17 protein-coding genes are annotated in these 21,483 nt (G+C 75.3%); 8 read left to right on the top strand and 9 right to left on the bottom strand.

Annotated elements, in window-relative coordinates; all coding sequences use genetic code 11:
* Positions 1–90 precede the first annotated feature (90 nt).
* Positions 91–732, bottom strand: coding sequence for a GNAT family N-acetyltransferase (locus D5H75_RS09955; protein ID WP_119926123.1), 642 nt, complete (start codon positions 730–732; stop codon positions 91–93).
* Positions 733–978: 246 nt separating this feature from the next.
* Positions 979–2,148: a YncE family protein gene (locus D5H75_RS09960; protein WP_242454108.1), complete on the bottom strand. Its 1,170-nt coding sequence runs from the start codon at positions 2,146–2,148 to the stop codon at positions 979–981.
* 245 nt (positions 2,149–2,393) lie between these two features.
* Here D5H75_RS09960 and D5H75_RS09965 point away from each other — a divergent pair, with 245 nt between their 5' ends.
* From D5H75_RS09965 to D5H75_RS09975, 3 genes are all read left to right on the top strand, one after another.
* Positions 2,394–2,972 (top strand): TetR/AcrR family transcriptional regulator, encoded by a 579-nt coding sequence (locus tag D5H75_RS09965; RefSeq protein ID WP_119926125.1) that lies wholly within the window; start codon positions 2,394–2,396, stop codon positions 2,970–2,972.
* 75 nt (positions 2,973–3,047) lie between these two features.
* On the top strand, positions 3,048–3,920 hold the full coding sequence (locus D5H75_RS09970) for an NAD(P)-dependent oxidoreductase (RefSeq protein ID WP_119926549.1): 873 nt from the start codon (positions 3,048–3,050) through the stop codon (positions 3,918–3,920).
* Positions 3,921–4,328: 408 nt separating this feature from the next.
* On the top strand, positions 4,329–5,531 hold the full coding sequence (locus D5H75_RS09975) for an MFS transporter (protein ID WP_242454109.1): 1,203 nt from the start codon (positions 4,329–4,331) through the stop codon (positions 5,529–5,531).
* Between the two features lie 178 nt (positions 5,532–5,709).
* Here the strand turns inward: D5H75_RS09975 and D5H75_RS09980 are convergent, their stop codons facing one another.
* Complete coding sequence (locus D5H75_RS09980; protein ID WP_119926126.1) at positions 5,710–7,161, bottom strand: MFS transporter; 1,452 nt, start codon at positions 7,159–7,161, stop codon at positions 5,710–5,712.
* Between the two features lie 87 nt (positions 7,162–7,248).
* Between D5H75_RS09980 and D5H75_RS09985 the strand changes: the two genes are divergently transcribed.
* Positions 7,249–7,980, top strand: a complete 732-nt coding sequence (locus D5H75_RS09985) for a TetR/AcrR family transcriptional regulator (RefSeq protein WP_242454110.1) — start codon at positions 7,249–7,251, stop codon at positions 7,978–7,980.
* Between the two features lie 10 nt (positions 7,981–7,990).
* On the top strand, positions 7,991–8,962 hold the full coding sequence (locus D5H75_RS09990) for an aldo/keto reductase (protein ID WP_119926551.1): 972 nt from the start codon (positions 7,991–7,993) through the stop codon (positions 8,960–8,962).
* A gap of 280 nt (positions 8,963–9,242) precedes the next feature.
* On the opposite strand, the gene thpR is transcribed toward D5H75_RS09990, so the two are convergent.
* The 4 genes from thpR to lhgO all read right to left on the bottom strand — a co-directional run bounded on the left by thpR (position 9,243) and on the right by lhgO (position 13,077).
* Positions 9,243–9,797, bottom strand: coding sequence for an RNA 2',3'-cyclic phosphodiesterase (gene thpR, locus D5H75_RS09995; protein WP_119926128.1), 555 nt, complete (start codon positions 9,795–9,797; stop codon positions 9,243–9,245).
* A 193-nt stretch (positions 9,798–9,990) separates the two neighbouring features.
* Positions 9,991–11,217: an MFS transporter gene (locus D5H75_RS10000; RefSeq protein WP_119926129.1), complete on the bottom strand. Its 1,227-nt coding sequence runs from the start codon at positions 11,215–11,217 to the stop codon at positions 9,991–9,993.
* Positions 11,218–11,285: 68 nt separating this feature from the next.
* A complete protein-coding gene (locus tag D5H75_RS10005; RefSeq protein ID WP_119926130.1) occupies positions 11,286–11,747 on the bottom strand; it encodes a MarR family winged helix-turn-helix transcriptional regulator in 462 nt (153 codons plus the stop codon).
* Between the two features lie 148 nt (positions 11,748–11,895).
* Positions 11,896–13,077, bottom strand: a complete 1,182-nt coding sequence (lhgO, locus tag D5H75_RS10010) for an L-2-hydroxyglutarate oxidase (RefSeq protein ID WP_119926131.1) — start codon at positions 13,075–13,077, stop codon at positions 11,896–11,898.
* Positions 13,078–13,361: 284 nt separating this feature from the next.
* Between lhgO and D5H75_RS10015 the strand changes: the two genes are divergently transcribed.
* Positions 13,362–14,375: an NAD-dependent epimerase/dehydratase family protein gene (locus tag D5H75_RS10015; RefSeq protein WP_119926132.1), complete on the top strand. Its 1,014-nt coding sequence runs from the start codon at positions 13,362–13,364 to the stop codon at positions 14,373–14,375.
* A 144-nt stretch (positions 14,376–14,519) separates the two neighbouring features.
* Here the strand turns inward: D5H75_RS10015 and D5H75_RS10020 are convergent, their stop codons facing one another.
* Both D5H75_RS10020 and D5H75_RS10025 read right to left on the bottom strand, forming a co-directional pair.
* Positions 14,520–14,888, bottom strand: a complete 369-nt coding sequence (locus D5H75_RS10020) for a hypothetical protein (RefSeq protein ID WP_119926133.1) — start codon at positions 14,886–14,888, stop codon at positions 14,520–14,522.
* Positions 14,889–14,924: 36 nt separating this feature from the next.
* Positions 14,925–18,161 (bottom strand): SCO7613 C-terminal domain-containing membrane protein, encoded by a 3,237-nt coding sequence (locus tag D5H75_RS10025; protein ID WP_147425105.1) that lies wholly within the window; start codon positions 18,159–18,161, stop codon positions 14,925–14,927.
* A 115-nt stretch (positions 18,162–18,276) separates the two neighbouring features.
* Here D5H75_RS10025 and D5H75_RS10030 point away from each other — a divergent pair, with 115 nt between their 5' ends.
* Both D5H75_RS10030 and D5H75_RS10035 read left to right on the top strand, forming a co-directional pair.
* Positions 18,277–19,743 carry an FGGY-family carbohydrate kinase gene (locus tag D5H75_RS10030; RefSeq protein ID WP_119926552.1) on the top strand — a complete coding sequence of 489 codons (1,467 nt, stop codon included), beginning with the start codon at positions 18,277–18,279 and terminating at the stop codon, positions 19,741–19,743.
* Positions 19,744–19,782: 39 nt separating this feature from the next.
* Positions 19,783–21,474 (top strand): P-loop NTPase family protein, encoded by a 1,692-nt coding sequence (locus D5H75_RS10035; protein ID WP_202638012.1) that lies wholly within the window; start codon positions 19,783–19,785, stop codon positions 21,472–21,474.
* The last annotated feature ends 9 nt before the right edge of the window (positions 21,475–21,483 follow it).

The raw sequence follows: 21,483 nt of genomic DNA on the forward strand, positions 1-21,483 counted from the left end.
TCGTACGGCTGCCGCGTCGTACGGCTGCCGCGTCGTACGGCCGGCGCGTCGCGCGGCTGCCGCGTCGTACGGCGGGCGCGTCGCGCGGGGTCAGGCGGGGCGGTAGACGGCGGCGGTGACCAGGGAGCGGAGGGTCCAGCCCAGGGTCTCGTAGAGCGCGCGGCCCTCGAGCGTGGCGACGAGGACGCCGGTCCGGGCGCCGCCGGAGTGGGCGCTCGCGGTGAGGGCGCGCATGACGACCCCGCCCAGACCGCGGCGGCGGTGGGCGGGCTCGGTGCGGATCTGGTCCGGGATCCCGTAGCCGCCGCTCCGCGCCAGGCGGCCGCGCGCCGCCACCTCGCCGTCCGGGGCGCGGACCTCGGCGACGGTGACGTCGCCCTCCGCCGCGACCCTGAGGGAGTACGGCGCGGGCGGGACCGGGGCCACGGGGTCCAGGGGGCCGGTCATCATGTGGTCGGCGGGCTGGATCTCCCACCCGGCGGGCAGGGTGACCTCGGCGGGGTCGGCGCACACCTTGATCCAGGTGCCCGGGACCGTCACCGAGGCGGCGAGGTCGTGCACGGCGGACCGGTCGTACTCCGCGAGGACGTAACGGGCGACGTGTCCCGGCAGCCCCACCTCGATCAGGAATCCGCCCGGCACCGCGACCGGCGCGGACGTGCCCCGCGAGGCCGCCCAACCCCGGACCCACGCCTCGACGATCTCCGCCCGGGTCGCCACCCGCTGCCGCATTTCCGGCCCTCCCGAATCCCCGCTTGTGCCGCAACCCTAGCCAAACCGCCCGCGCCGCTCCCGCCGGGTACGGCGAAGCCCCGGCCCCGCGCCTCCGGCGTCGTGCGCGGGCTCAGGCCGTACGCCGGTTCCGGGGGCGTGAGTCCGGGCCGGGCACGCGGGCCCGGCCCGGACGCGACCTCGGGCGGGACGCGGGCTCGGGCCGTACGGGATGGGACGCGGGCTCGGGCCGTACGGGATGGAGGGTCAGTGCTGGCGGTAGGCGATCCAGGCGATGACGCCGATCGCGGCGGCGGCGAGGGCGGCGCCGAGCATGATCAGGCCGAACGTGTTCCCCTGGCCGGTCGAGGAGCCGCCGGCCTCTCCCGGCTTGTCGGACTTCCCGGACTTGTCGGGCTTCTCCGACTTCTGGGGACGGTCCGAGGGGGTGGGGGTGGCCTCGCCGGAGGGGGCCGGGGAGGCGGAGGCGGGGAGGGGGACGCGCCAGACGGGGCTGTCCGCGCCCTCCGTGCCCATGAGCAGGGCGCGGCCGTCGGCGGTGTAGGTCACGGTCTCCTGCTGGCCGCCGCTCGGCACCGCGATGCGCTCGCCGTCCTCGCCGAGCCGCCGGTAGTACTGCGCGGAGAAGTACGTCCGGATGACGAAGCTGTTCCCGTCGGGGGCGAAGGCCGCGTCGGTGGCCATCAGCGGGGCGGCGGCCACCCGGCGCAGGGTGTTCACCCGGTCGGTCCGCAGCCGCGCGGGGGCCTCGTAGACGGACCCGTTCATCTCCTTGCTCACCACGTAGAGGCGGCCGGTGCGCGGGTTGACCATGATGCCCTCGGCGTTCCGGGGGCCGTCCTCGTACCGGAACCGGTACCGCGTCGCCGGGAGCACCCCGCCGCTCAGCCGCCGCGGCTCCGGCACCCGGTAGACGGAGATGTCCCGCCACGCCCCGTCCAGGTTGTCCCCGATGTCGCCGAACCAGAGGTACGACCGCCCGGTCCGCGGATCCCGGGCCGCCGCCATCCCCTCCCAGTCCCGCGCCGACGCCCCGCTCAGGGTGTACGCCGCGCGGGTCCGCCCGTCGGTCCCCACGGCGTAGAACCTCGGGGCGTCGTCGCTGTCGTTGTGGGTGTAGACGATCCCGGGATGCGTCGGCGAGGCCGCCAGGCCGCTGGACTCGGTGATCCGCGAATCCCTGAGCCGGAACGCCACCTGCTCCGGCTCCCGCGCGAGGCCCTGCCGCGCGGAGACGCCGGTGGGGGCGCCGGCGGAGACGCCGGTGGGCACGCCGGGGGAGGCGGTCGCGGGGGCGCCGATCCCCAGGGTGAGGAGCGCGAGGAGTCCGGCCGCCACCGCCCGTCCGGCCGTCGCGGCGGCGGGCGCGCGCCGAAGGCGGTGCGGACGGCTGGGCATGGCTCTCTCGGGCTTCACGGCGCGGCGGCTCCTCGACTGCGGATCGGACGTCCGCTTCACATTAGATGCGCCGGACCCCGGAAACGACGAAGCGACCTGCCCGGTCCCCGGCCCCCTTCCCGTGATCCCGAGATCCGGCGCCCGGGCCGGCAGCGCCGGCGCCTGGGTCCGCCGTGGTGGTGGGTGCCGAATCGCAAGATCACGGGCGATATGGGGACGTGCGTTTTTTAACGTGCGTTCCACAACGTGCTAGGGTGCGGGGCATGGGCAGGCCGAAGGGGTTCAGCGCCGACCACGTGGTGGAGTCCGCGCTGGAGGCGTTCTGGCGGAAGGGGTACGCCGCGACCTCGGCCCAGGACCTCGTGGACAGCACCGGGCTCGGCCGCGGGAGCCTCTACAACGCCTTCTCCAGCAAGCGGGGGCTGTTCCTGGAGGCCCTGCGGCGGTACGACGGGGAGTGGACCGCGCGGCAGGCCGCCGTGCTGGAAGGTGACGGGGACGTCCGGGACCGCGTCCGGGAGGTCCTGATGAACGTCGTGGACGCGGAGACGGCGGGGGAGGCCGGGCGGCGGGGTTGCCTGGCCGTCAACTCGGCGATCGAGCTGGCCGGGCTGGACGACGAGGTCACGCGGATCGTGCGCGGGATCTTCCGCCGGATGGAGACCGCGTTCCGGGAGGCGCTTGAGCGCGCGCGCCGCGACGGGGGGATCGAGGCCGACCGCGACCCGGGGGAGCTCGCGCTGTACCTGCTCAACTCGATGTACGGGCTGCGGGTGCTCGGGAAGACGACCGATCGGGCCGCGCTGGAGGGCGTCGTGGAGACGGTGATCCGGGCGCTCTGAGACGGGCCGCCGCCGGGCGGCCCCTTTTTTCGCCCTTGTTTTGGAATGCTCGTTAAACAATCGATGGAGGAGCTCATGGGAACGCACGGACAAGCGCGGAAGAGGGTCGCCGTGCTGGGGACCGGGATCATCGGCGCGCCGGTCGCCCGCAACCTCGCGGGCGCGTTCGACGTACGCGTCTGGAACCGCGACCGCGCGAAGGCGGACGAACTGGGGCGGTCCGGCGGGCTTGAGGTGTCCGGCGGCCCCGCGGAGGCCGTGGCCGGGGCGGACCTCGTGGTGACCGTCCTCAAGGACGGGCCCACCGTACTGGAGGTCATGACGGCCGCGGCGGCGGGGCTGGCCCCGGGCGTGGTCTGGCTGCAGCTCAGCACGGTGGGGGAGGCGGCGATCGGGGACCTGGCCGCGTTCGCCGGGGAACGCGGGCTCGTGTTCTACGACGCGCCGGTGCAGGGGACCAGGCAACCGGCGGAGAACGGGCAACTGGTGGTCCTGGCCTCGGGGCCGGAGAGCGGGCGGCGCGACGCGGAGTCGGTCTTCGACGTGATCGGGAGCAGGACCGTCTGGGTGTCCGAGACCGCGGGCGACGCCAGCCGCCTCAAGCTGGCGCTGAACACGCTGGTCTTCGCGATCAACCACGGCGTGGCCGAGAGCCTGGCCCTGGCCGAGGGCCTCGGGGTCGATCCTCGGCTGGTGCTCGACGTGGTCTCCGGCGGCCCGCTGGACGGCGGATTCCTCCGGGCCAAGGCCGCCGCCATGCTGGCGGGCGACTACACGCCCTCCTTCTCCGTCGCCAACTCCGTGAAGGACTCCCTGCTGGTCCTGGAGGCCGCAGAGCGGGCCGGGGTCGCCGCCGACGTGACCGCGGCCGGGCTCCAGCGCTTCCGCCGCGCCGAGGCCGCGGGGCACGGCGGCGAGGACATGGCCGCCTCCCGCCTCGCCGGCTGACCCGCCTCGCCGGCTGACCCGCCTCGCCGGCTGACCCGCCTCGCCGGCTGACCCGCCTCGCCGGCTGACCCGCCTCGCCGGCTGACCCGCCTCGCCGGCTGACCCGCCTCGCCGGCTGACCCGCCTCGCCGGCTGACCCGCCTCGCCGGCTGACCCGCCTCGCCGGCTGACCCGCCTCGCCGGCTGACCCGCCTCGCCGGCTGACCCGCCTCGCCGGCTGACCCGCCTCGCCGGCTGACCCGCCTCGCCGGCTGACCCGCCTCGCCGGCTGACCCGCCTCGCCGGCTGACCCGCCTCGCCGGCTGACCCGCCTCGCCGGCTGACCCGCCTCGCCGGCTGACCCGCCCCGCCCGCTGACCCGCCTCGCCGGCTGACCCGCCCCGCCCCTTCGAGATTCGGACGACCTCTGTGACCACAGTCGATGTGACGACGACGGCCTCCCGTCCCCAGCGCCTCCCCGTGGGCCGGTTGCTGGCGTTCACCACCGCCGGATTCCTGGCGATCATGACGGAGACCATGCCCGCCGGCCTGCTGCCGCTGATCGGCCGGGGGCTCGGCGTCTCCGAGGCCCTGGCCGGCCAGTTCGTGACCCTGTACGCCGTGGGGTCCGTGCTCGCGGCGATCCCCGTCATCGCGGCGACCAGGAGCGTGCGCCGCAGGCCGCTGCTGCTGTCGGCCGTGGGCGGCCTGCTCGTGTTCAACACCGTGACCGCGTTGTCGGCCGGCTACCCCCTGACGCTGGCCGCGCGGTTCGCGGCGGGCATGGCGGCGGGCGTCGTGTGGGGCCTGCTGGCCGGGTACGCGCGCCGCCTCGTGCCCCCGCACCTGGCCGGGCGGGCGCTGGCCGTCGCCGGGGTGGGCCAGCCGATCGCGCTGACCCTGGGCGTGCCGCTGGGCACGTGGCTGGGCTCGGTCGCCGGCTGGCGCGGCGTGTTCTGGATCATCTCCGGGGTCGCGCTGCTGCTCATGGTCTGGGTGCGCGTGTTCGTGCCCGACTTCCCCGGCCAGGCGGCGGCGGAGCGAAGGCCCCTCCGCGAGATCCTCACGACGCCGGGCGTGCGGCCGGTGCTCGGCGTGGTCTTCCTCTGGATCCTCGCCCACAACATCCTCTACACCTACATATCCCCCTTCCTGGGCGAGGCCGGTCTGCGGGACTCCACCGACCTGGTGCTCCTCGCCTTCGGCGCCTCCTCCATCGCCGGGATCTGGGGCACGGGCGCGCTCGTGGACCGGCGCCTGCGGGCGCTCACCCTGGTCAGCCTGGCGGGCTTCGCCGCCGCGGCCCTCCTGCTGGGGATCGCGGGGGACGCCCCCGCCCTGCTCATCGCCGGTGTCGTCGCCTGGGGCCTGACGTTCGGCGGCGCGCCCACCCTGCTCCAGACCGCGATCGCCGACGCGGCCGGGGACGGCGCGGACGTGGCCCAGTCCATGCTGGTGACCGTCTTCAACCTCGCGGTCGCGGGCGGCGGCGTGGCGGGCGCCGTACTCCTGGAGTCCGCCGGCGTCGCCTCCTTCCCGTGGTCCCTGCTCCTGATCTCGCTGCTCGCGCTGGCGCTCGTCGCGGCCTCCCGCGCCCACGCCTTCAGGCCCGGCCCCCGAGCCTCCTCCTGATCTCCGCCGCGCCCCCGTGATCCCGCCCCTGCCGTCTCCAGGGGCGGGATCACGGAATCGTCCCGGGCGGGCCTCGCCGCCCGCGCGGACGCCCGCCGGGATCCGGGCGCCGGGGTGGGTCAGGTGAAGAAGCCGACGATCCGGATCAGGTCGTGGGCGGTCCGGGGGCCGATGGCGGTCATGCGGAGACTCCTTCTTCGATGGGGCGTCCGGCTTCTTCCGCGGGGCGCTCTGCCGGGGCCCGCTTGAGGGTGAGGGCGATGAGGCCCCCGGCGGCGGCGGTGATCGCCGCGGCGAAGCCCGCGGTCTGGAGGCCGTCGAGGATCCGGGCGGAGCCGGCGGCGTCCCCGCCGAGGCCGGCCGTGGCGACGGCGACGAAGACGGCCAGGCCGATCGCGCCGCCGACCTCCTTGGCGGTGCTGGCGATGCCCGACGCGACGCCCTGGTCCTCCGGCGCGAGCCCGTCGCCCACCGCGGCGAAGACGGCGACGAAGGCGACGCCGCCGCACACGCCCCACAGGAGGCTGCCGGGCATCAGCGTCCAGAAGCCCCCGTCCGCGCGCATGCCGTACGTCAGGACGGCCAGGCCCGCGCCGGTCCCGAGCATCCCGGCGGCGAGCGTGAGCCGAACGCCCCAGCGGCCGAGCAGCGGCGGGGCGAGCTTCACGGCGGCGGCCATGGAGAACAACGTCAGCGGCAGGAACGTCAGGCCCGCCCCGAGCGCGCCGTATCCCAGGACCGGCTGGAGGTACGAGGTCAGGACGTAGTACCCGGCGCCCATCGTGCCGAGGAACACCGCGATCACGGCCATCGTGGTCAGCAGGCCCCGGTCGCGCAGGAGCCGCGGCGGGATCAGAGGGTCGCGGCTGCGCGACTCGACGGCGAGCAGCAGGGCCAGCAGGACGACGCCGAGCGCCAGCGAACCCGCGCCCCGCGGCGACATCCAGCCCGCCTCCGGGCCGCTGGCCAGGCCGAACACCAGCGCGGTCGAACCGGCCGTGGCCAGCAGCGCGCCGGGCACGTCGAAGCGGCGCGCTCCGGCCGCGCGCTCGGGGTCCGCGGGCAGCAGCCGGGGCGCGGCGAGGGCGGCCAGCGCGGCCAGCGGGACGTTCACGAAGAACACCCACTCCCAGCCCAGGTAGCTCGTGAGAACGCCGCCCAGCAGCGATCCCGCGGCCAGGCCCGCGCTCCCGGCCATGCCCCACACGCCCAGTGCCCGGTTGCGCGCGGGCCCCTCGGGGAACCCGCCGTAGATCAGGGCGAGCGTCGCGGGGGTGAGGAGCGCGCCGCCGACGCCCTGGACCGCCCGGGCGGCGATCAGCGGCCCCGCGTCCGTGGCGAAGCCGCCCGCGAGCGAGCTGACGCCGTACAGCGTGAGGCCGAGCATGAACATCCGCCGGGGGCCGAGCCGGTCCACGGCGCGCCCGCCGAGCAGCAGCAGCCCGCCCAGGCCGATGCCGTACGCGCTGACCACCCACTGGACGGACTGGGCGCCGAAGCCGAGCGACGCCCCGATGTCGGGCAGCGCGACGTACACGATGTTGTAGTCGAGAGCCACGATGAGCTGCGTGAACGCCAGCAGCGCCAGCCTGGGGCCGAGCCGGGGCCGGTGCGGCGGGGCGGCGTTCACGCGGCCTCTCCTGCACGGCAGATGATTTCTGCACACCGTTCAAAGTTCATACGGCGCATAGTAGGGCAACGCTGTAGACTGTCAAGCGTGAGCGAGCAGACGATGAGCAGACGCGACCGCATCCGGGCGGAGACGACGGCGGAGATCAAGGTGATCGCGCTCCGGCTCATGGCCGCCGGCGGGCCCGGCGCGATATCGCTGCGCGCCATCGCCCGCGAGATGGGCATGACCGCGGGCGCGATCTACAGCTACTACCCCACGCGGGACGACCTGGTCACGAGGCTGATCGGGGATCTCTACACCGAGCTCGTGGACACCGCCGAGGCCGCGCGCGACGCCGTGCCGGCGGACGACCCCGGCGGGCGGATCCTCGCGTGGGCCGAGGCGGTGCGCGGGTGGGCGCTGGCCAACCCCGAGGGGTTCCGGCTGATCTACGGCGACGCGGTGCCCGGTTACCAGCCGCCGGAGGACGGGCCCGCGCGGGAGGCCGAGCACCGGGCGTGCACCGGGCTCACCGGGCTGGTGGCGGCCGCGTGGCCGGGCGCGGAGCGGGCGGCGGGCTCCCGCGACTACGGCTGGTCCGACTTCGGCGAGGTGCTGGCCGAGGCCGCGCGGGAGGCGTTCCCCGGGCTGCCGCCGGCCGCGGTCGCGCTGACGCTCAGGGTCTGGGGGCGCATGCACGGGCTGGTCGCGCTGGAGATCTACGGCCATCTGCGCGCGCTCGTGCGCGACCCCGGGGCCGTCTACCGCGACGAGATCACCGATCTGATCGTTTCGCTGGGGCTGACCCCTCCCGCCGGGGATGATCGGCGCGAATAAGGTGGCGCTCATGGACTACGCGCACCTCGGACGGAGCGGCCTGTCCGTCAGCCGTCTCTGCCTCGGCACCATGAACTTCGGCCCGGAGACGACCGAGGCCGACTCCCACGCGATCATGGATCGCGCCCACGAGCATGGAATTCAGTTCTTCGACACGGCCAACGTGTACGGCTGGCGCAAGGGCGAGGGCGTCACCGAGCAGATCATCGGGCGCTGGTTCGCGAAGGGCGGCGGGCGGCGCGAGAAGACCGTGATCGCCACCAAGCTCTACGGCTCGATGAGCGACTGGCCGAACGACACGTTCCTGTCGGCGCTGAACATCCGGCGCGCGTGCGACGCCTCGCTGAAGCGGCTCCAGACCGACTACATCGACCTGTACCAGTTCCACCACATCGACCGGAAGACGCCGTTCGACGAGATCTGGGAGGCCGTCGAGGTCCTGCGGCAGCAGGGGAAGATCATCTACGCGGGGTCGTCCAACTTCGCCGGGTGGCACATCGCCAAGGCGCAGGAGACCGCCCGCCGCCGCGGCTTCTTCGGCCTGGTCTCCGAGCAGTCGCTGTACTCCCTGCTGGAGCGCACCGTCGAGCTCGAAGTGATCCCCGCCTGCGAGGACTACGGCCTCGGCCTCCTCCCGTGGAGCCCGCTCGGCGGCGGCCTCCTCGGCGGCATCCTGCGCAAGATCGAGAAGGGCCGCTCCGCGTCCGAGGGCGCCGCGGCCGCGCTGGAGAAGCACCGCGACAAGATCGAGGCATATGAGGCCCTGTGCGACGACCTGGGCGAGGACCCCGCGAACGTGGGCCTGGCCTGGCTCCTCCACCAGCCCGCGGTGACCGCCCCCATCATCGGCCCGCGCACCCTGGCCCAGCTCGACGGCGCTCTGCGCGCCCTGGAGATCCACCTGGACGAGAAGACCCTCGCCCGCCTGGACGCCCTCTTCCCCGGGCCCGGCGGCCCCGCCCCCGAGGCCTACGCCTGGTAGTGGCCCCCGCGGCCCCGGCCCGGAACCCGCGCCGGTCACGCCCCCGGCGTACGGCGCGGGCGCGCGGCTCCCCCGGCGTACGGCGTGGACGCGGGCTGCTCCCCCGGAGCGCGCGAGGCGCGCGGCGGCACCGGGGCCGGCCGGGTCGGCAGGGGTGGACCGGAACTCAGGTCAGGAGCGCCCCGATGATCACGATGAGCACGAGGAGGGCGAGCACCGTGGGTAGCAGCCAGCGTCGGGGTCGGTCCACCGTTGCAGGTTAGCCGATGTGCGAGGGGTGCTATGCGCGGAGCGGCCAGGAGGCTACCGGTTCGTACCTGATGGCGGGCTCCTGATGGCTGCGCATGAGATGTACGGCGTCGGCGGTCCAGGGGCGGCCGGCGAAGGCGGACAGGCCGTCTATGAGGGGGCGCACGTCGGCGGGCCGGCGGCGGCAGCGGGCCAGGGTCAGATGGGGGTGCTGGGGCCGGTGGTCGGCCGGGACCCCGGCCCCCCGGGCGCCGGCGGCGATCGCGGCGGCGAGGCGGGCGAAGGCGCGGCGCTCGCCGTACACCCCGGCCCAGACGACGCGGGCGTGGGCCCCGTTGCCGGGGAACGCGCCGGCGGCGGCGAAGGACAGGGTGAGCCGGGCGTGCCGGGCGGCGGCGCGTTCCAGGCGGGTGGTGAGGTCGGGCAGGAGGTCCTCGGAGACCTCGCCGAGGAAGGCGAGGGTCACGTGCCAGAGCTCCGGGGCGACCCAGCGCAGGCTGGACCACGGTTCCCGGAGGGGGGCGACGGCCTCCTCGACCTCCTTGAGCGCGTCGGCGGGCGGCAGCAGGGCGACGAACAACCGCATCGAGGGCGCCGTACCTTTCAGCGCTCCCCGGCGGGCGGGGACGCGCGGCCACGTGTTTTCCTCAAAGCGTGACACCCGCCGATGCCGCTGTCACGGTAACGCGGGATGCCGTAACCGGCACGCCACCGACGTCCATCCCCGCCGTGAACGCGCGCCCCGGGACCCGCGTGCCCGGGAACCGCGTCCGCCGCCGTCAGGCCGCGAGCGCCTGCCGCCGGTAGCTGAGGCGGTTCTCGACCATCCTGACCAGGGCCACGGCGAGCCCGACGCCGACCAGGGAGAGCGCGCCCCCGAGCACGACGCCCGCGCGAGCCCCCATCTCCTCGGAGATCCAGCCCACTATCGGCGCCCCGATCGGGGTGCCTCCGGTGAAGACCAGCAGGTAGAGCCCGGTGACGCGCCCCCGCATCTCCGGGTCGGAGCCGAGCTGCACCGTCGCGTTGGCGGCCGTGTTCAGCGTCAGCAGCGCCATCCCCGTGGGCACCAGCAGCACCAGGAACGACCAGTAGCCCGGCGCGAGCCCGCTGGCGATCTCCAGCACGCCGAACGCGATCGCGGACCCGATCAGCAGGCGGCGATTGGGCCGTATCCGCTTGGCCGCGAGAAGCGCCCCCGCAAGCGCGCCCACGGCGAACACGCTGGAGGCCACGCCGAAGGTGTCCGCTCCCGCATGGAACACCTCCTTGGCCATCAGCGCGGTCGTGATGGAGAAGTTCATGCCGAAGGTCGCCACGAACGCCGCCATCATTATCGGCAGCAGCAGGTCCGGCCGCCGCGAGGCGTAACGCAGGCCCTCCCGGAGCTGGCCCTTGGCGCGCGGCGCGGGCTCGGACGGGCGCAGCTCGGACGTGCGCATCAGCGCCAGCCCCGCGATCACCGCCACGAACGACGCGGCGTTGACCAGGAAGGCCGGGCCGGTGCCGCCGAGCCGGGCGATCAGCAGTCCGGCGACCGCCGGGCCGACCACGCGGGCCAGGTTGAAGATGGCGCTGTTCAGCGCGATCGCGTTGGACAGGTCGCGCGGGCCCACCATCTCGGCCACGAACGCGTGCCGGACCGGGGTGTCCACGACGGAGACCGTGCCGAGCGCGAACGCCATCAGGTACACCATCCACACCTGCGCGGTCCCGGAGATCGCGAGCAGGCCGAGGACGAGCGCGAGCACGCCCATCGCCGACTGCGTGATCATCAGCAGGCGGCGCTTGGGGTAGCGATCGGCGATCACACCGCCCCACAGGCCCAGCACCATCGTGGGCAGGAACTGCAGGGCCGTGGTCAGCCCGAGCGCGGCGCCGTTGTCGTGGCTGAGGTGCAGCACGAGCCAGTCCTGCGCGACACGCTGCATCCAGGTGCCGGCGTTGGACACGACCTGGCCGGACGCGAACAGCCGGTAGTTCCGGTTGCGCAGCGACCGGAACATCCCGTTCTTCTGCTTGGCGGCGGACGTCCGCGCCGGGGCCGCCGTCTCGGTCTCAGTCTCGGTACGGCTTACGCCTTGCTGAGCTTCTCCAAGATCGGCGCGGCCTGGCGAAGGGTCGCCCGCTCCTCCGGCGTCAGCTCCTTCAACCGCTGCGTCAGCCACGCCTCCTTGCGGCGGCGTTCCTCCTTCAGCAGCGCCTTGCCCTCCGGCGTCGCCGACAACAGCACCTGCCTGCGGTCGGAGCCGTGTGGAGTGCGCAGGATCAGGCCCCGTTCCTCCAGAGCGGTGATCACGCGTGTCATCGAGGGCGGTTGCACCTTCTCGTGCTCGGCCAGCTCTCGGGGACTCATCCCGTCGTTCCGGTCGATTGTGGCGAGGGTGGCGAGTTGGGTGGACGACAAGGAGTGGCCCGCTGTCTGCTTTCGCAGCCTGCGGTTGAGCCGGGTGAGCGAGATGCGCAGCGCGGCTGCCAGCCCGGTGTCGCTTCGGATGGTCGCGTCGCGGGTCGGGGTTGGCGGGTTCGTTAGCATGAGTCATTACCCTTGCTAACTATATGCCCGGCCCTGTTATTCCTCACCAGCCACACTTTCCTGACCTTTCTCGCCCTGCCCACGCAGAGTCGCGGAGCCTTCACGCTAACGGTCCGCCCGGAGTGCCCGGGTGACCAGGGGGAACGCCTCACCGGAGGTGCCGCGAGACGATGTGGTCGGCGATCGCCAGGCTGGACGTCGCGGCCGGTGAGGGCGCGTTCCTGACCAGCACGATCGGCCCCTCCGCGTCGATCGCGAAGTCGTCCAGCAGCCCGCCCCTCCGGTCCACCGCCTGGGCGCGCACGCCGCCCCGGGTCCGCACCAGGTCGCCCGGCCGCAGCTCCGGGACGTACCTGCGGGCCAGCGCCGCGAACGCGCGCCGCGACAGCGAGCCGTACACCTCCCGCACGCCCGTGCGCCAGTGGCGGGCCGCGAGCCGGAGCGTCCCCGGCCAGGCGAGGATCTCCGCCGCCTCGCGCGGGTTCACGTCGCGCCGGCCGTACGCCTCGCGGGCGAGCCCGAGCACGGCGTTGGGGCCGACGAGCACCTCGCCGTCCACGCGGCGGGTGAGGTGCACGCCGAGGAAGGGGTACCGGGGATCGGGCACCGGGTAGATCAGGCCGCGCACGAGGTCCCGGGTCTTGGGGGTGAGCCGGTAGTACTCCCCGCGGAAGGGGACGATCCGGACGTCTCCCGGACGGCCGGCCAGCCGCGCCACCACGTCGGTCCCGAGCCCGGCGCACACCACGAGCCGGTCGAAGGCGAACCGCTCCCGCCCGGCGATCACCTCGACTCGGCCGAGGCGTTCGCGCAGAGCCCGCACCGGATGCGACAGCCGTACCCCGCCGCCCGCCGCGGTCACCTCGTCCGCCAGGCGCCGCGCCACCGCCGGGAAGTCCGCGATGGCGGTGTGCGGGGAGTGCACGGCGGCGACGCCGGCCGCGTGCGGCTCGATCTCGCGCAGGCCGCGCGCGTCGAGCTCGGCGATCCCGGGCACCCCGTTCGCCCGCGCCCGCTCCGCGATCGCCCGCAGCCTCGGCAGCTCCTCGGCCGTGGACGCGACGACCAGCTTGCCCACCTCGTCGTACGCGATCCCGTGCTCGCGGCAGTAGTCCCGCAGCCGCCCGGCCCCGTCCCGGCACAGCCGCGCCTTCAGCGACCCCGGCGCGTAGTAGATCCCGGCGTGCACGACCCCGCTGTTGTGCCCGGTCTGATGCGCCGCGACCCGGGGCTCCTTCTCCAGCACGGTCACCTCGTCCCCGCGCCGGACGAGCTCCCGGGCCACCGCCAGCCCGACGATCCCGCCCCCCACGACCCCGACCCGCCCCATCAGCCCCTCCCCGCCCGGGCCGGGCGGCGTTCCGCGGCGTACGCCGGGGGGCGAGGGGACCGCGGAGCCTGGGGGCGAGGGGGCCGCGGAGCCACGGAAGCCCGTGGTGGCCGCCCCGGGATCGAGAGGCGGGATGAGCCTGGCGCGACTGGTGGCGTCATGTCATGAATTCTCCGGCACGCGGAGCCCGAATCCCCCCATCCCGCCGATCACGAGTCTCCACACGCCCTGTCAGCGACGGGCGGGCTGTACTGGGGGTCACACCAATCACTAGCTTGCTGGCTGTGCGAGTACTGGTGACCGGCGGGTCCGGGTTCGTGGGGTCTCATGCCGTCGCGGCGATGCTCGGGGCCGGTCACGAGCCGCGGCTGCTCGTGCGGGACAAGGCCAAGGCGGAGCGGGTGCTCGCCGGGCTCGGGGTGTCCGGGACGCCGGACCTGGTGCCCGGCGACGTGCGGGACGCGGCGGGGGTGAAGGCGGCGCTGGAGGGGTGCGACGCGGTGCTGCACGCCGCCGCGGACATGGGCGTGACGGGACGGGCCGCCGATCTGGCGGGCTCGAACGTCGCGGGCACCGAGAACGTGCTCGGGCAGGCCGCCGGGCTCGGCCTCGACCCGGTGATCCACGTGTCCACGGTCGCCGTGTTCGTCCCGCCGGCGGGCGACACGATCACCGTGGACAGCCCTCCGGCCTCGCCCCGGAACGAGTACGGCCGGTCCAAGCTCGCCGCGGAGCGGTACGCCCGCCGGCTCCAGGACGAGGGCGCGCCCGTCACGATCGTCTACCCGGGCGGTGTGGTCGGCCCCGCGCAGCCCACCCTCGACGCGCTCATGGAGGGGCTGCGCGCCGGCCTCACCCAGGGCTGGCCGATCACGCGGGGCGGCGTCGGCGTGGTGGACGTGCGCGACCTGGCCCAGGTCCTGGCGCGCTGCCTGACCTCCGGCGAGGGCCCCCGCAGGCTGCTCCTCGGCGGCCACTTCCTCCGCTGGGCCGAACTCGCAGACCTGTGCGACCGCATCTCCGGCGCGCGATGCCGCCGCTTCCCGGTGCCCGCCCGCCTCCTCCAGGCCGGCGGCTCCGCCCTCGACGCCCTCAAGCGGATCCGCCCGTTCTCCTACCCGCTCACCCGCGACGCCGCCGACATGATGATCTCCATGGTCCCCACGGACGACCGCCCGACCCTCGACGCCCTCGGCGTCACCCTCCGCCCGGCCGGGGAATCCCTCGCCGACGCCGTCCGCTGGCTGGTCGCCGCCGGTCACCTCCCGCCCCGCCACGCCCCCGGCCTCGCCTCCTGAGACGCCGCCTCCTGATCCGCCGCCCCGCCTCCGGGCGCGTGGCCGTCCGCCGCGCGTGCGCCGTACGGCCGCCGCGCCGGGCGGTGCCAGGAGGCGGGGTGGTCAGAGGCGGGCGGTCAGAGGCGGGTGGTCAGAGGCGGGCGGTCAGAGGCGGGGGGTGAAGGACTCGCCGAGGAGGGCCTGTTCGACCAGGGTGATGGACTTCTCCAACTGGACCAGGCGCGGGCCCTCGCGGCGGTAGGCGTCGAGGACGGCCTCCACGGCGTGCGGGGGGAGCCGGTCCTTGAGGTCCACGTTGGCCGTGCGGTATCCCTGCCGCGCGGCCTCGATCTCCGCGTGGACGTGCAGCCGGGCCATGCGCGCCAGGGCGAGGGGATACCGCCGCAGCACGCCGTACATCCGGTATTCGGGCGGGACGGCGTCCAGCAGCCATCCCACCGCGGAGTCCTCCCAGTCAGGGCTGCCGGGCGGGCGCACCCGAGCCGGCCAGCCCACCGGCACGTACGCGCTCACACCAGACAGTATATCGAACAACAGTTCAGCCGCCCACTACCCCATCCGCGCGATGACGTCCCGCAGCCGCCGCACGTCCCGCAGCCGCGCCTCGTACGTCGCGCCGACCACCAGCAGCAGCAGCCCGCCCGCCGCCAGCGGCACCCAGCGCGGGAACATCCCCACGAACTCCGCGACGTACGGAGCCAGCTCGTGGATCCCCAGCACGCCGAGCACCGCGGCCCCGAGCAGCAGCGGAGCCTGGAGCCGCGCCCGCGCGCCCAGCAGCGTCACCGCGAGCGACCCGGCCCCGAGCAGCAGCGGCCGGATCCCGCCCGGCTCCGTCAGCGCGACCCACAGGCTGGGGACCATCGTCGCGGCCAGGCCCCCGCCGTACGCCGCCCAGGAGGACATCTCCGGCCTGCGCCTGCGGTGCCACCAGCCGAGGGCCAGCGCGATCGCCGAGAACGGGGCGGTGTAGGCCTCGATCTCGGCCACGTCGGCGAGCCACATCCGCAGCCACCCCGACATCAGCAGCAGGGCCGCCGCCGCGTATCCCGCGCCGCGCCGGTCCGCGCGCAGCGCCGCCCCCGAGAGCGCCAGGCCGGCGACGCCGAGCGCGATGCTCAGCGACCACGGGTCGGCGGCCGCGAGGATCAGGGCGGCCGCGCCTGCGCAGTACCCGGCGGACTCGGCCGCCGTGCCCCGGCTCCCGCGCACGAAGGCGGCGAGCGGGACGGTGAGCACCGCGACGCCCAGCACCGCGAACGCCACGTCCTGCCGGGGCAGTCCGGCCCCCGCCGCGACCGCCCAGGCCACGCCTCCGGCGGCCAGCACGGCGACGGCCGCCGACACGGCCCGCACCTCCCGCGCCCGCGCCACCAGCGCCGCCGCCGCGTACGCCACCAGCACGGCCACGAGCGATCCGTACGTCATGGACCGCTCGGCCAGCCCCCAGGCCACCGCCGCCGACGCCACCACCAGCGAGGCGCCGAACGCCGTCCACCCGGCCGCCAGCCGCACCCGCTCCCCGGGGGTGTGGATCGCTGACGCCGCCCGGCCGGCGTACGGCCCCGCCCCGCCCGGCCGCATCCCCGGAACGTGGGACCCGCCGCTCCCGGCGACGTGGGGTCCGCCGTGCGCGGGAACGCCGAAACCGGCGCTCGCGGAGGTGTGGGAGCCCCCGCTCGCTGGAAGGTGAGGCCCGCCGCTCCCGGGAACGAGGGAACCGTCGCTCGCGGAAGCGGCGGCACCCTCCCCGACCGGAGTGCCGGGAGCACCGGGAGCACCGGGAGTGCCGGGAGCACCGGGAGTGTCCTTCTCCTTGGGGTCCGGCGTCCCGAACGGGGTGACGGGCATCCGCACCCAGGCCGCGACGGCCAGCAGCGCGACGGCGAGCGCGAGGTAGATCCCGACGCCGCCCCGATACGGCACGCCGGCGGCGGCGGGCACGCCGGCCACCGTGAGCGTCCCCAGCACGATCGCCGCCACCGCGAACACCCCGCGCGCCGCCGCGCCCTCCGGCCCGCGATGCGGAGCGCCCGCCCTCCCGGCCACGGACTCCGTCGCGCTTTCGCGCTCCGGTCCGCCGGCCTCGGCGGCAGCCGGAGCGGGGGCCGCCGCTCGCGGTTCGTTCGCGCCGGGCGCGTGTGCGTCATCGGGAGCCGGGCCCTGGGCCTGGGCGGGCGACGTGGCCTCTCCGGTGGCCGGGGTGCTCCGGCCGGGCCCGGCGGTCGGCGTCCCCGCCTGGCCGGGCGCGGGCTCCGGCGCGCCGCCGTACCCCTGGGCGTGCGACTCGACGGCGGACGGATCGGGCGCGACGCGCGGTCCGCTCGGGGCGGGTGGCCGCGCCTCGCCGCCGTCCGCCGGGGGGCGGGCCAGGAGGGTGGGCCGCCAGGTGAGGGCCAGGGCGGCGGCGGTGAGGAGGGTGAGGGTCACGGGCGTCGCCGGGGAGACGTGGGCGCCGGCGGAGAGGGGGCCGCGCCAGACCATTCCCGTCCAGGTGTACGTCGTGACGAGGGCGTCGAGCGACTCCAGGACCGCCTCGGCGCCCGCCAGGAGGGCGATCGCCAGGCCGGTGAACGCGGCCGGGCGGACGCGGAACGCGCCGGCCAGGGCGGCCACCGCCAGCGCGGCGGCGGCGTAGGCGAGGGGCTCCCACTCGGCGTTGACGAGGCGGGCGACCGGGGCGGCGAGGGCGACCGTGAGGGTGATCGCGGAACCCGCCACGGCGAACGCCCCCGGCCCGGGACGACGACGGTGGAGGAGCACGCCCAGCGCGGTCGCGACCAGCAGGACCAGGGAGTCGCGGAGGACGCGGCCGGAGAAGCCCGGGCCGCCCGTGGCCGTGAACACCGCCGCCAGCGCGCCCAGGAACCAGGTGGTGACGTACCCGGCGACGACCAGGCCGGGCACGCGCAGGTCCCTGCGCCACAGCAGGACCAGGTCGAACGCGGCGGTCGCGAGGAGCGCCAGCGAGATCCTGGTGCCGAAGTCCGAGGCCCAGTCCAGCGCCCAGAGCGGGAGCGCGAACTGCGCGACCACGAACGCCGCGGGCCAGCTCGACCGCAGCGGCAGCACCCGGGCGTACGCGGCCCAGACCGCCGCGGCGACCCCCGCGACCAGCCCGGCGTACGGCAGGCCCGGCAGGCGGCCGAGGCCGAACAGCCCGACCCGGTGGGCGGCGTACCCGTCCAGCAGCACCAGCGCCAGCCCGATCAGCGCGACCGTCTCGGCGGTCGCGTTCAGCCGCCGCCGGAGGAACCACGCCGGGGCCGCCATCGCCACGCCCGTCACCGCGAGCAGGATCGCGGCCCGCCCGGCGATCCCGATCCGGCCCCAGCTCACGATGGTGAACACGATGGCCGCGATCACCAGCAGCAGCCCGCCCAGGATCAGCAGCAGGTTCTGAGCCCCCCGGGGCGACACGTCGCGCGTACGGCTCGCGCCCGCGTGCGCCATGCCGTACCCCATCCATCCGTCCTGCCGCCCCGCCATATCGGGACCGGCGGGGACCCCGGCCGGGACACCGGGATCGGCCGGGGCAGCGGGACCGGCCGCGACGCCGGAGGGGACGCCGGCGGCCGAGGGGACCCGGCTCGCCTCCAGCTCGGCGAGGAGCCGGGCGCGGCGGGCCTGGAGGGCGTCGCGGCGCCGGTCGAGGTCCGCGAGCGTGACGTCCACCTGCCACAGCTCGGCCGCGGCGCGCCCGGAGAGCGGCAGACCGCAGGACTCGCAGGCGGGCGGCACCGCGGCGGGGAGGGACGTCCCGCAAGCGGGACAGCGAGGGCTCATGCGCCAAGTGTGCAGGAACACGCGGAATGTCTGGCCCCGCACCGGGAGGGCATGATGAGAACCGGCATCGATCAAGGTGGTGAGCCGTGCCACCAAGGACGACGGAGGGCACCTCATGCCGGGCTTGCTGCTGGGAGTGGACATCGGCACCTCGGGGTCCAAGGGCGTGCTCGTCGGCCCCGAGGGCGAGGTGATCGCCACCGCGAGACGCACCCATGAGGTGCTGCGGCCGCGCCCCGGCTGGGTCGAGCAGGACGCCGAGAAGGCGTGGTGGCGGGAGTTCTGCTCGATCTCGGCGGAGCTGTGCGCGGGGCGGCGGATCGAGGCGGTGGCGGTGAGCGGCATGGGCCCGTGCGTGCTCCCGGCGTCGGAGACGGGCGAGCCGCTGCGCCCGGCGATCCTGTACGGCGTGGACACGCGCGCGACGCGGCAGATCCGGGAGCTGAGGGAGAGGTACGGCCCCGAGCGCGTCCTCGAACGCTGTGGGTCACCGCTGACCACACAGGCGGTCGGCCCCAAGCTCGCGTGGATCCGGGAGAACGAGCCGGACGTGTGGGCGCGGACGCGGAGGTTCTTCACCTGCGCGTCGTTCCTCGTCTACCACCTGACCGGGGCGTACGCGCTCGACCACCACTCGGCCAGCCAGTCGGTGCCGCTGTACGACAGCCGGGAGCACCGCTGGATCGAGGACTGGGCGGACGAGATCGCGCCGGGCGTGGAACTGCCGCGCCTGCTCTGGCCGGACGAGTTCGCCGGCGAGGTGACGCCCGAGGCGGCGGCCGAGAGCGGCATCCCCGCGGGCACCCCGGTGACCGTCGGCACCATCGACGCCTGGGCCGAGTCGGTCAGCGTCGGCGTCCGCGAACCCGGCGACGTCATGGTCATGTACGGCACGACCATGTTCCTCCTGCAGGTCCTCGGCGAACGCCGTACCTCGCCGAACCTGTGGGGGACGGTCGGCATCGACCCCGGCACCTACAACTTCGGCGCGGGCATGGCCACCTCCGGCGCGATCACCAACTGGCTGCACGCCCTCACCGGCGCCCCGTACGAGGAGCTGATCGCCGAGGCGGCGCGGGTCCCGCGCGGGTCCGAGGGCCTGCTGATGCTGCCGTACTTCGCCGGGGAGCGCGCCCCCCTCTTCGACGCCGACGCCCGGGGCACCCTCATCGGCCTCACCCTCCACCACGGCCGCGGCCACCTGTACCGCGCCACCCTGGAGGCCACCGCCTTCGGCGTGCGCCACAACCTCGAGACGATGCGCGAGGCGGGGGCCCGCGAGAAGCGCCTGATGGCCGTGGGCGGCGGCACGAGAGGCCACCTCTGGCCCCAGATCGTCACCGACGTGCTCCAGGAGCCCCAGACCCTCCCCACGGTCACCCAGGGCGCGTCGTACGGCAACGCCCACCTCGCCGCCCGCGCCCTCGGCCGCGCCACCCGCGAGACCTGCTGGAACACCCCGTCAAGGGAATTCCACCCCGACCCGGAGGCGGCCCAGGTCTACGACGCCCGCTACCACCTCTACCGCCGCCTCTACGAATCCACCAAGGACATAGCCCACATCCTCGCCCGCGAGGAATGAGGCCTGTCCGGTTCGGGGGGATGTGGGTATAGAGGGGCCATGCTGGTGGAGGCGCTGGAGGAGTTGCGGCGGGGGCTGCGGACCGTGCGGTTCCCGCTGGAACTGGCCGGGGCCGACGAGTGCCGGGGGATGCGCGACCGGATGGTGGCGCAGCTCGACGACTACGTCGTGCCCCGGCTGGCGGCGCTGGACGCGCCGCTGCTCGCGGTGGTCGGCGGGTCCACGGGGGCGGGGAAGTCCACGCTGGTGAACTCGCTGGTCGGCGTGGAGGTGGCGGAGGCGGGGGTGCTGCGGCCGACCACGCTCGCGCCGACGCTCGTGGTCAACCCGGCCGACGAGCCCTGGTTCTCCACGCAGCGGATCCTGCCGGGGCTGCCCCGGGTGACCGGGTCCGGGGCCGCCGAGCCGGGGAGCCTGCGGGTGGTGGCCGAGGAGAGCGTGCCCACCGGGCTGGCGCTGCTGGACGCGCCCGACATCGACTCCGTCGTACGCGCCAACCGGGAGCTGGCGACGCAACTGCTGGGCGCGGCCGACCTGTGGATCTTCCTGACCACCGCGGCGCGGTACGCCGACGAGGTGCCGTGGGGGTTCCTGCGGGACGCCCGGGAGCGGGCCACGGCGCTCGCGCTGGTGCTGGACCGGGTCCCGGCCGAGGCCGCGGAGGAGGTCGCGGCGGACTTCCGGCGGCTGCTCGCGGAGAACGGCCTCGGCGAGACGCCCCTGTTCACCATCGCGGAGCTGGGGCTCACCGGGGAGGGCCTGCTGCCCGCGCCCGCCGTACGCCCGGTGCGGGAGTGGCTGGGCGGGCTGGCCGCCGACGCGGAGGCGCGGGCGGACGTCGTGCGGCGGACGCTCGCGGGGGCGCTGGGGAACCTGGCCGGGCGGGTCCCGGCGCTCGCGGAGGGCGCGGAGGCGCAGCTCGCGGCGGAGGCGGCGCTGCGGCGGGACGCGGTGGGCGCGTACGAGGCGGCGATGGCGTCCTTCGACGACGGGATGCGTGACGGGTCGCTGTTGCGCGGGGAGGTGCTGGCGCGCTGGCAGGAGTTCATCGGCACGGGCGAGCTGATGAGGTCGCTGGAGACGCGGATCGGGCGGCTCCGGGACCGGATCGTGGCGGCCTTCACCGGGCGGCCCCTGCCCGAGGCGCGGCTGCGGGTGGCGCTGGAGACCGGGGTGGAGTCGCTGATCCGGGCCTGCGCGGACGAGGCGGCCGAGCGCACGGTGGACGCCTGGGCGGCGCACCCCGCGGGACGGCCGCTGCTCGGCGACGACCTCCACCTGGCGCGGGCCTCCGCCGGCCTGCCGGAGCGGGCCGCGGCGACGGTGCGCGACTGGCAGGGGTACGTCCTGGAGCTGGTGCGCGAGGAGGGCGCGTCCAAGCGCAGCGCCGCACGGCTGGCCTCCTTCGGCGTGAACGGCGCGGGGCTGCTGCTCATGCTGGTCGTGTTCGCGCAGACGGGCGGCCTGACCGGGGTCGAGGTGGGCATCGCGGGCGGCACGAGCGTGGTCAGCCAGAAGGTCCTGGAGGCGATCTTCGGTGACCAGGCCGTGCGGCAGCTCGCCGCGACGGCCCGCGACGACCTGCGCGCCCGGGTCGAGGAACTCCTGGTCGGCGAGGCCCGGCGGTTCACCGACCGACTCCACGGCCTGCGGCTGTCCCCGCGCGCCCCGGACGACCTGCGGGCGGCGGCGCGAGCCGTACGCGATTCGGCGGGAGAGGTCCTGACATGAGGGGATCCG

Source organism: Bailinhaonella thermotolerans, from assembly GCF_003594875.1.
Classification (GTDB): domain Bacteria; phylum Actinomycetota; class Actinomycetes; order Streptosporangiales; family Streptosporangiaceae; genus Bailinhaonella; species Bailinhaonella thermotolerans.

Bases quoted from the DNA above. Each gene is read 5' to 3' on its own strand.
- D5H75_RS09955 (WP_119926123.1), bottom strand. From the start codon at position 732: ATGCGGCAGCGGGTGGCGACCCGGGCGGAGATCGTCGAGGCGTGGGTC.
- D5H75_RS09965 (WP_119926125.1), top strand. From the start codon at position 2,394: ATGGGCAGGCCGAAGGGGTTCAGCGCCGACCACGTGGTGGAGTCCGCG.
- D5H75_RS09970 (WP_119926549.1), top strand. From the start codon at position 3,048: ATGGGAACGCACGGACAAGCGCGGAAGAGGGTCGCCGTGCTGGGGACC.
- D5H75_RS09990 (WP_119926551.1), top strand. From the start codon at position 7,991: ATGGACTACGCGCACCTCGGACGGAGCGGCCTGTCCGTCAGCCGTCTC.
- thpR (WP_119926128.1), bottom strand. From the start codon at position 9,797: ATGCGGTTGTTCGTCGCCCTGCTGCCGCCCGCCGACGCGCTCAAGGAG.
- D5H75_RS10000 (WP_119926129.1), bottom strand. From the start codon at position 11,217: ATGTTCCGGTCGCTGCGCAACCGGAACTACCGGCTGTTCGCGTCCGGC.
- D5H75_RS10005 (WP_119926130.1), bottom strand. From the start codon at position 11,747: ATGCTAACGAACCCGCCAACCCCGACCCGCGACGCGACCATCCGAAGC.
- lhgO (WP_119926131.1), bottom strand. From the start codon at position 13,077: ATGGGGCGGGTCGGGGTCGTGGGGGGCGGGATCGTCGGGCTGGCGGTG.
- D5H75_RS10025 (WP_147425105.1), bottom strand. From the start codon at position 18,161: ATGAGCCCTCGCTGTCCCGCTTGCGGGACGTCCCTCCCCGCCGCGGTG.
- D5H75_RS10030 (WP_119926552.1), top strand. From the start codon at position 18,277: ATGCCGGGCTTGCTGCTGGGAGTGGACATCGGCACCTCGGGGTCCAAG.
- D5H75_RS10035 (WP_202638012.1), top strand. From the start codon at position 19,783: ATGCTGGTGGAGGCGCTGGAGGAGTTGCGGCGGGGGCTGCGGACCGTG.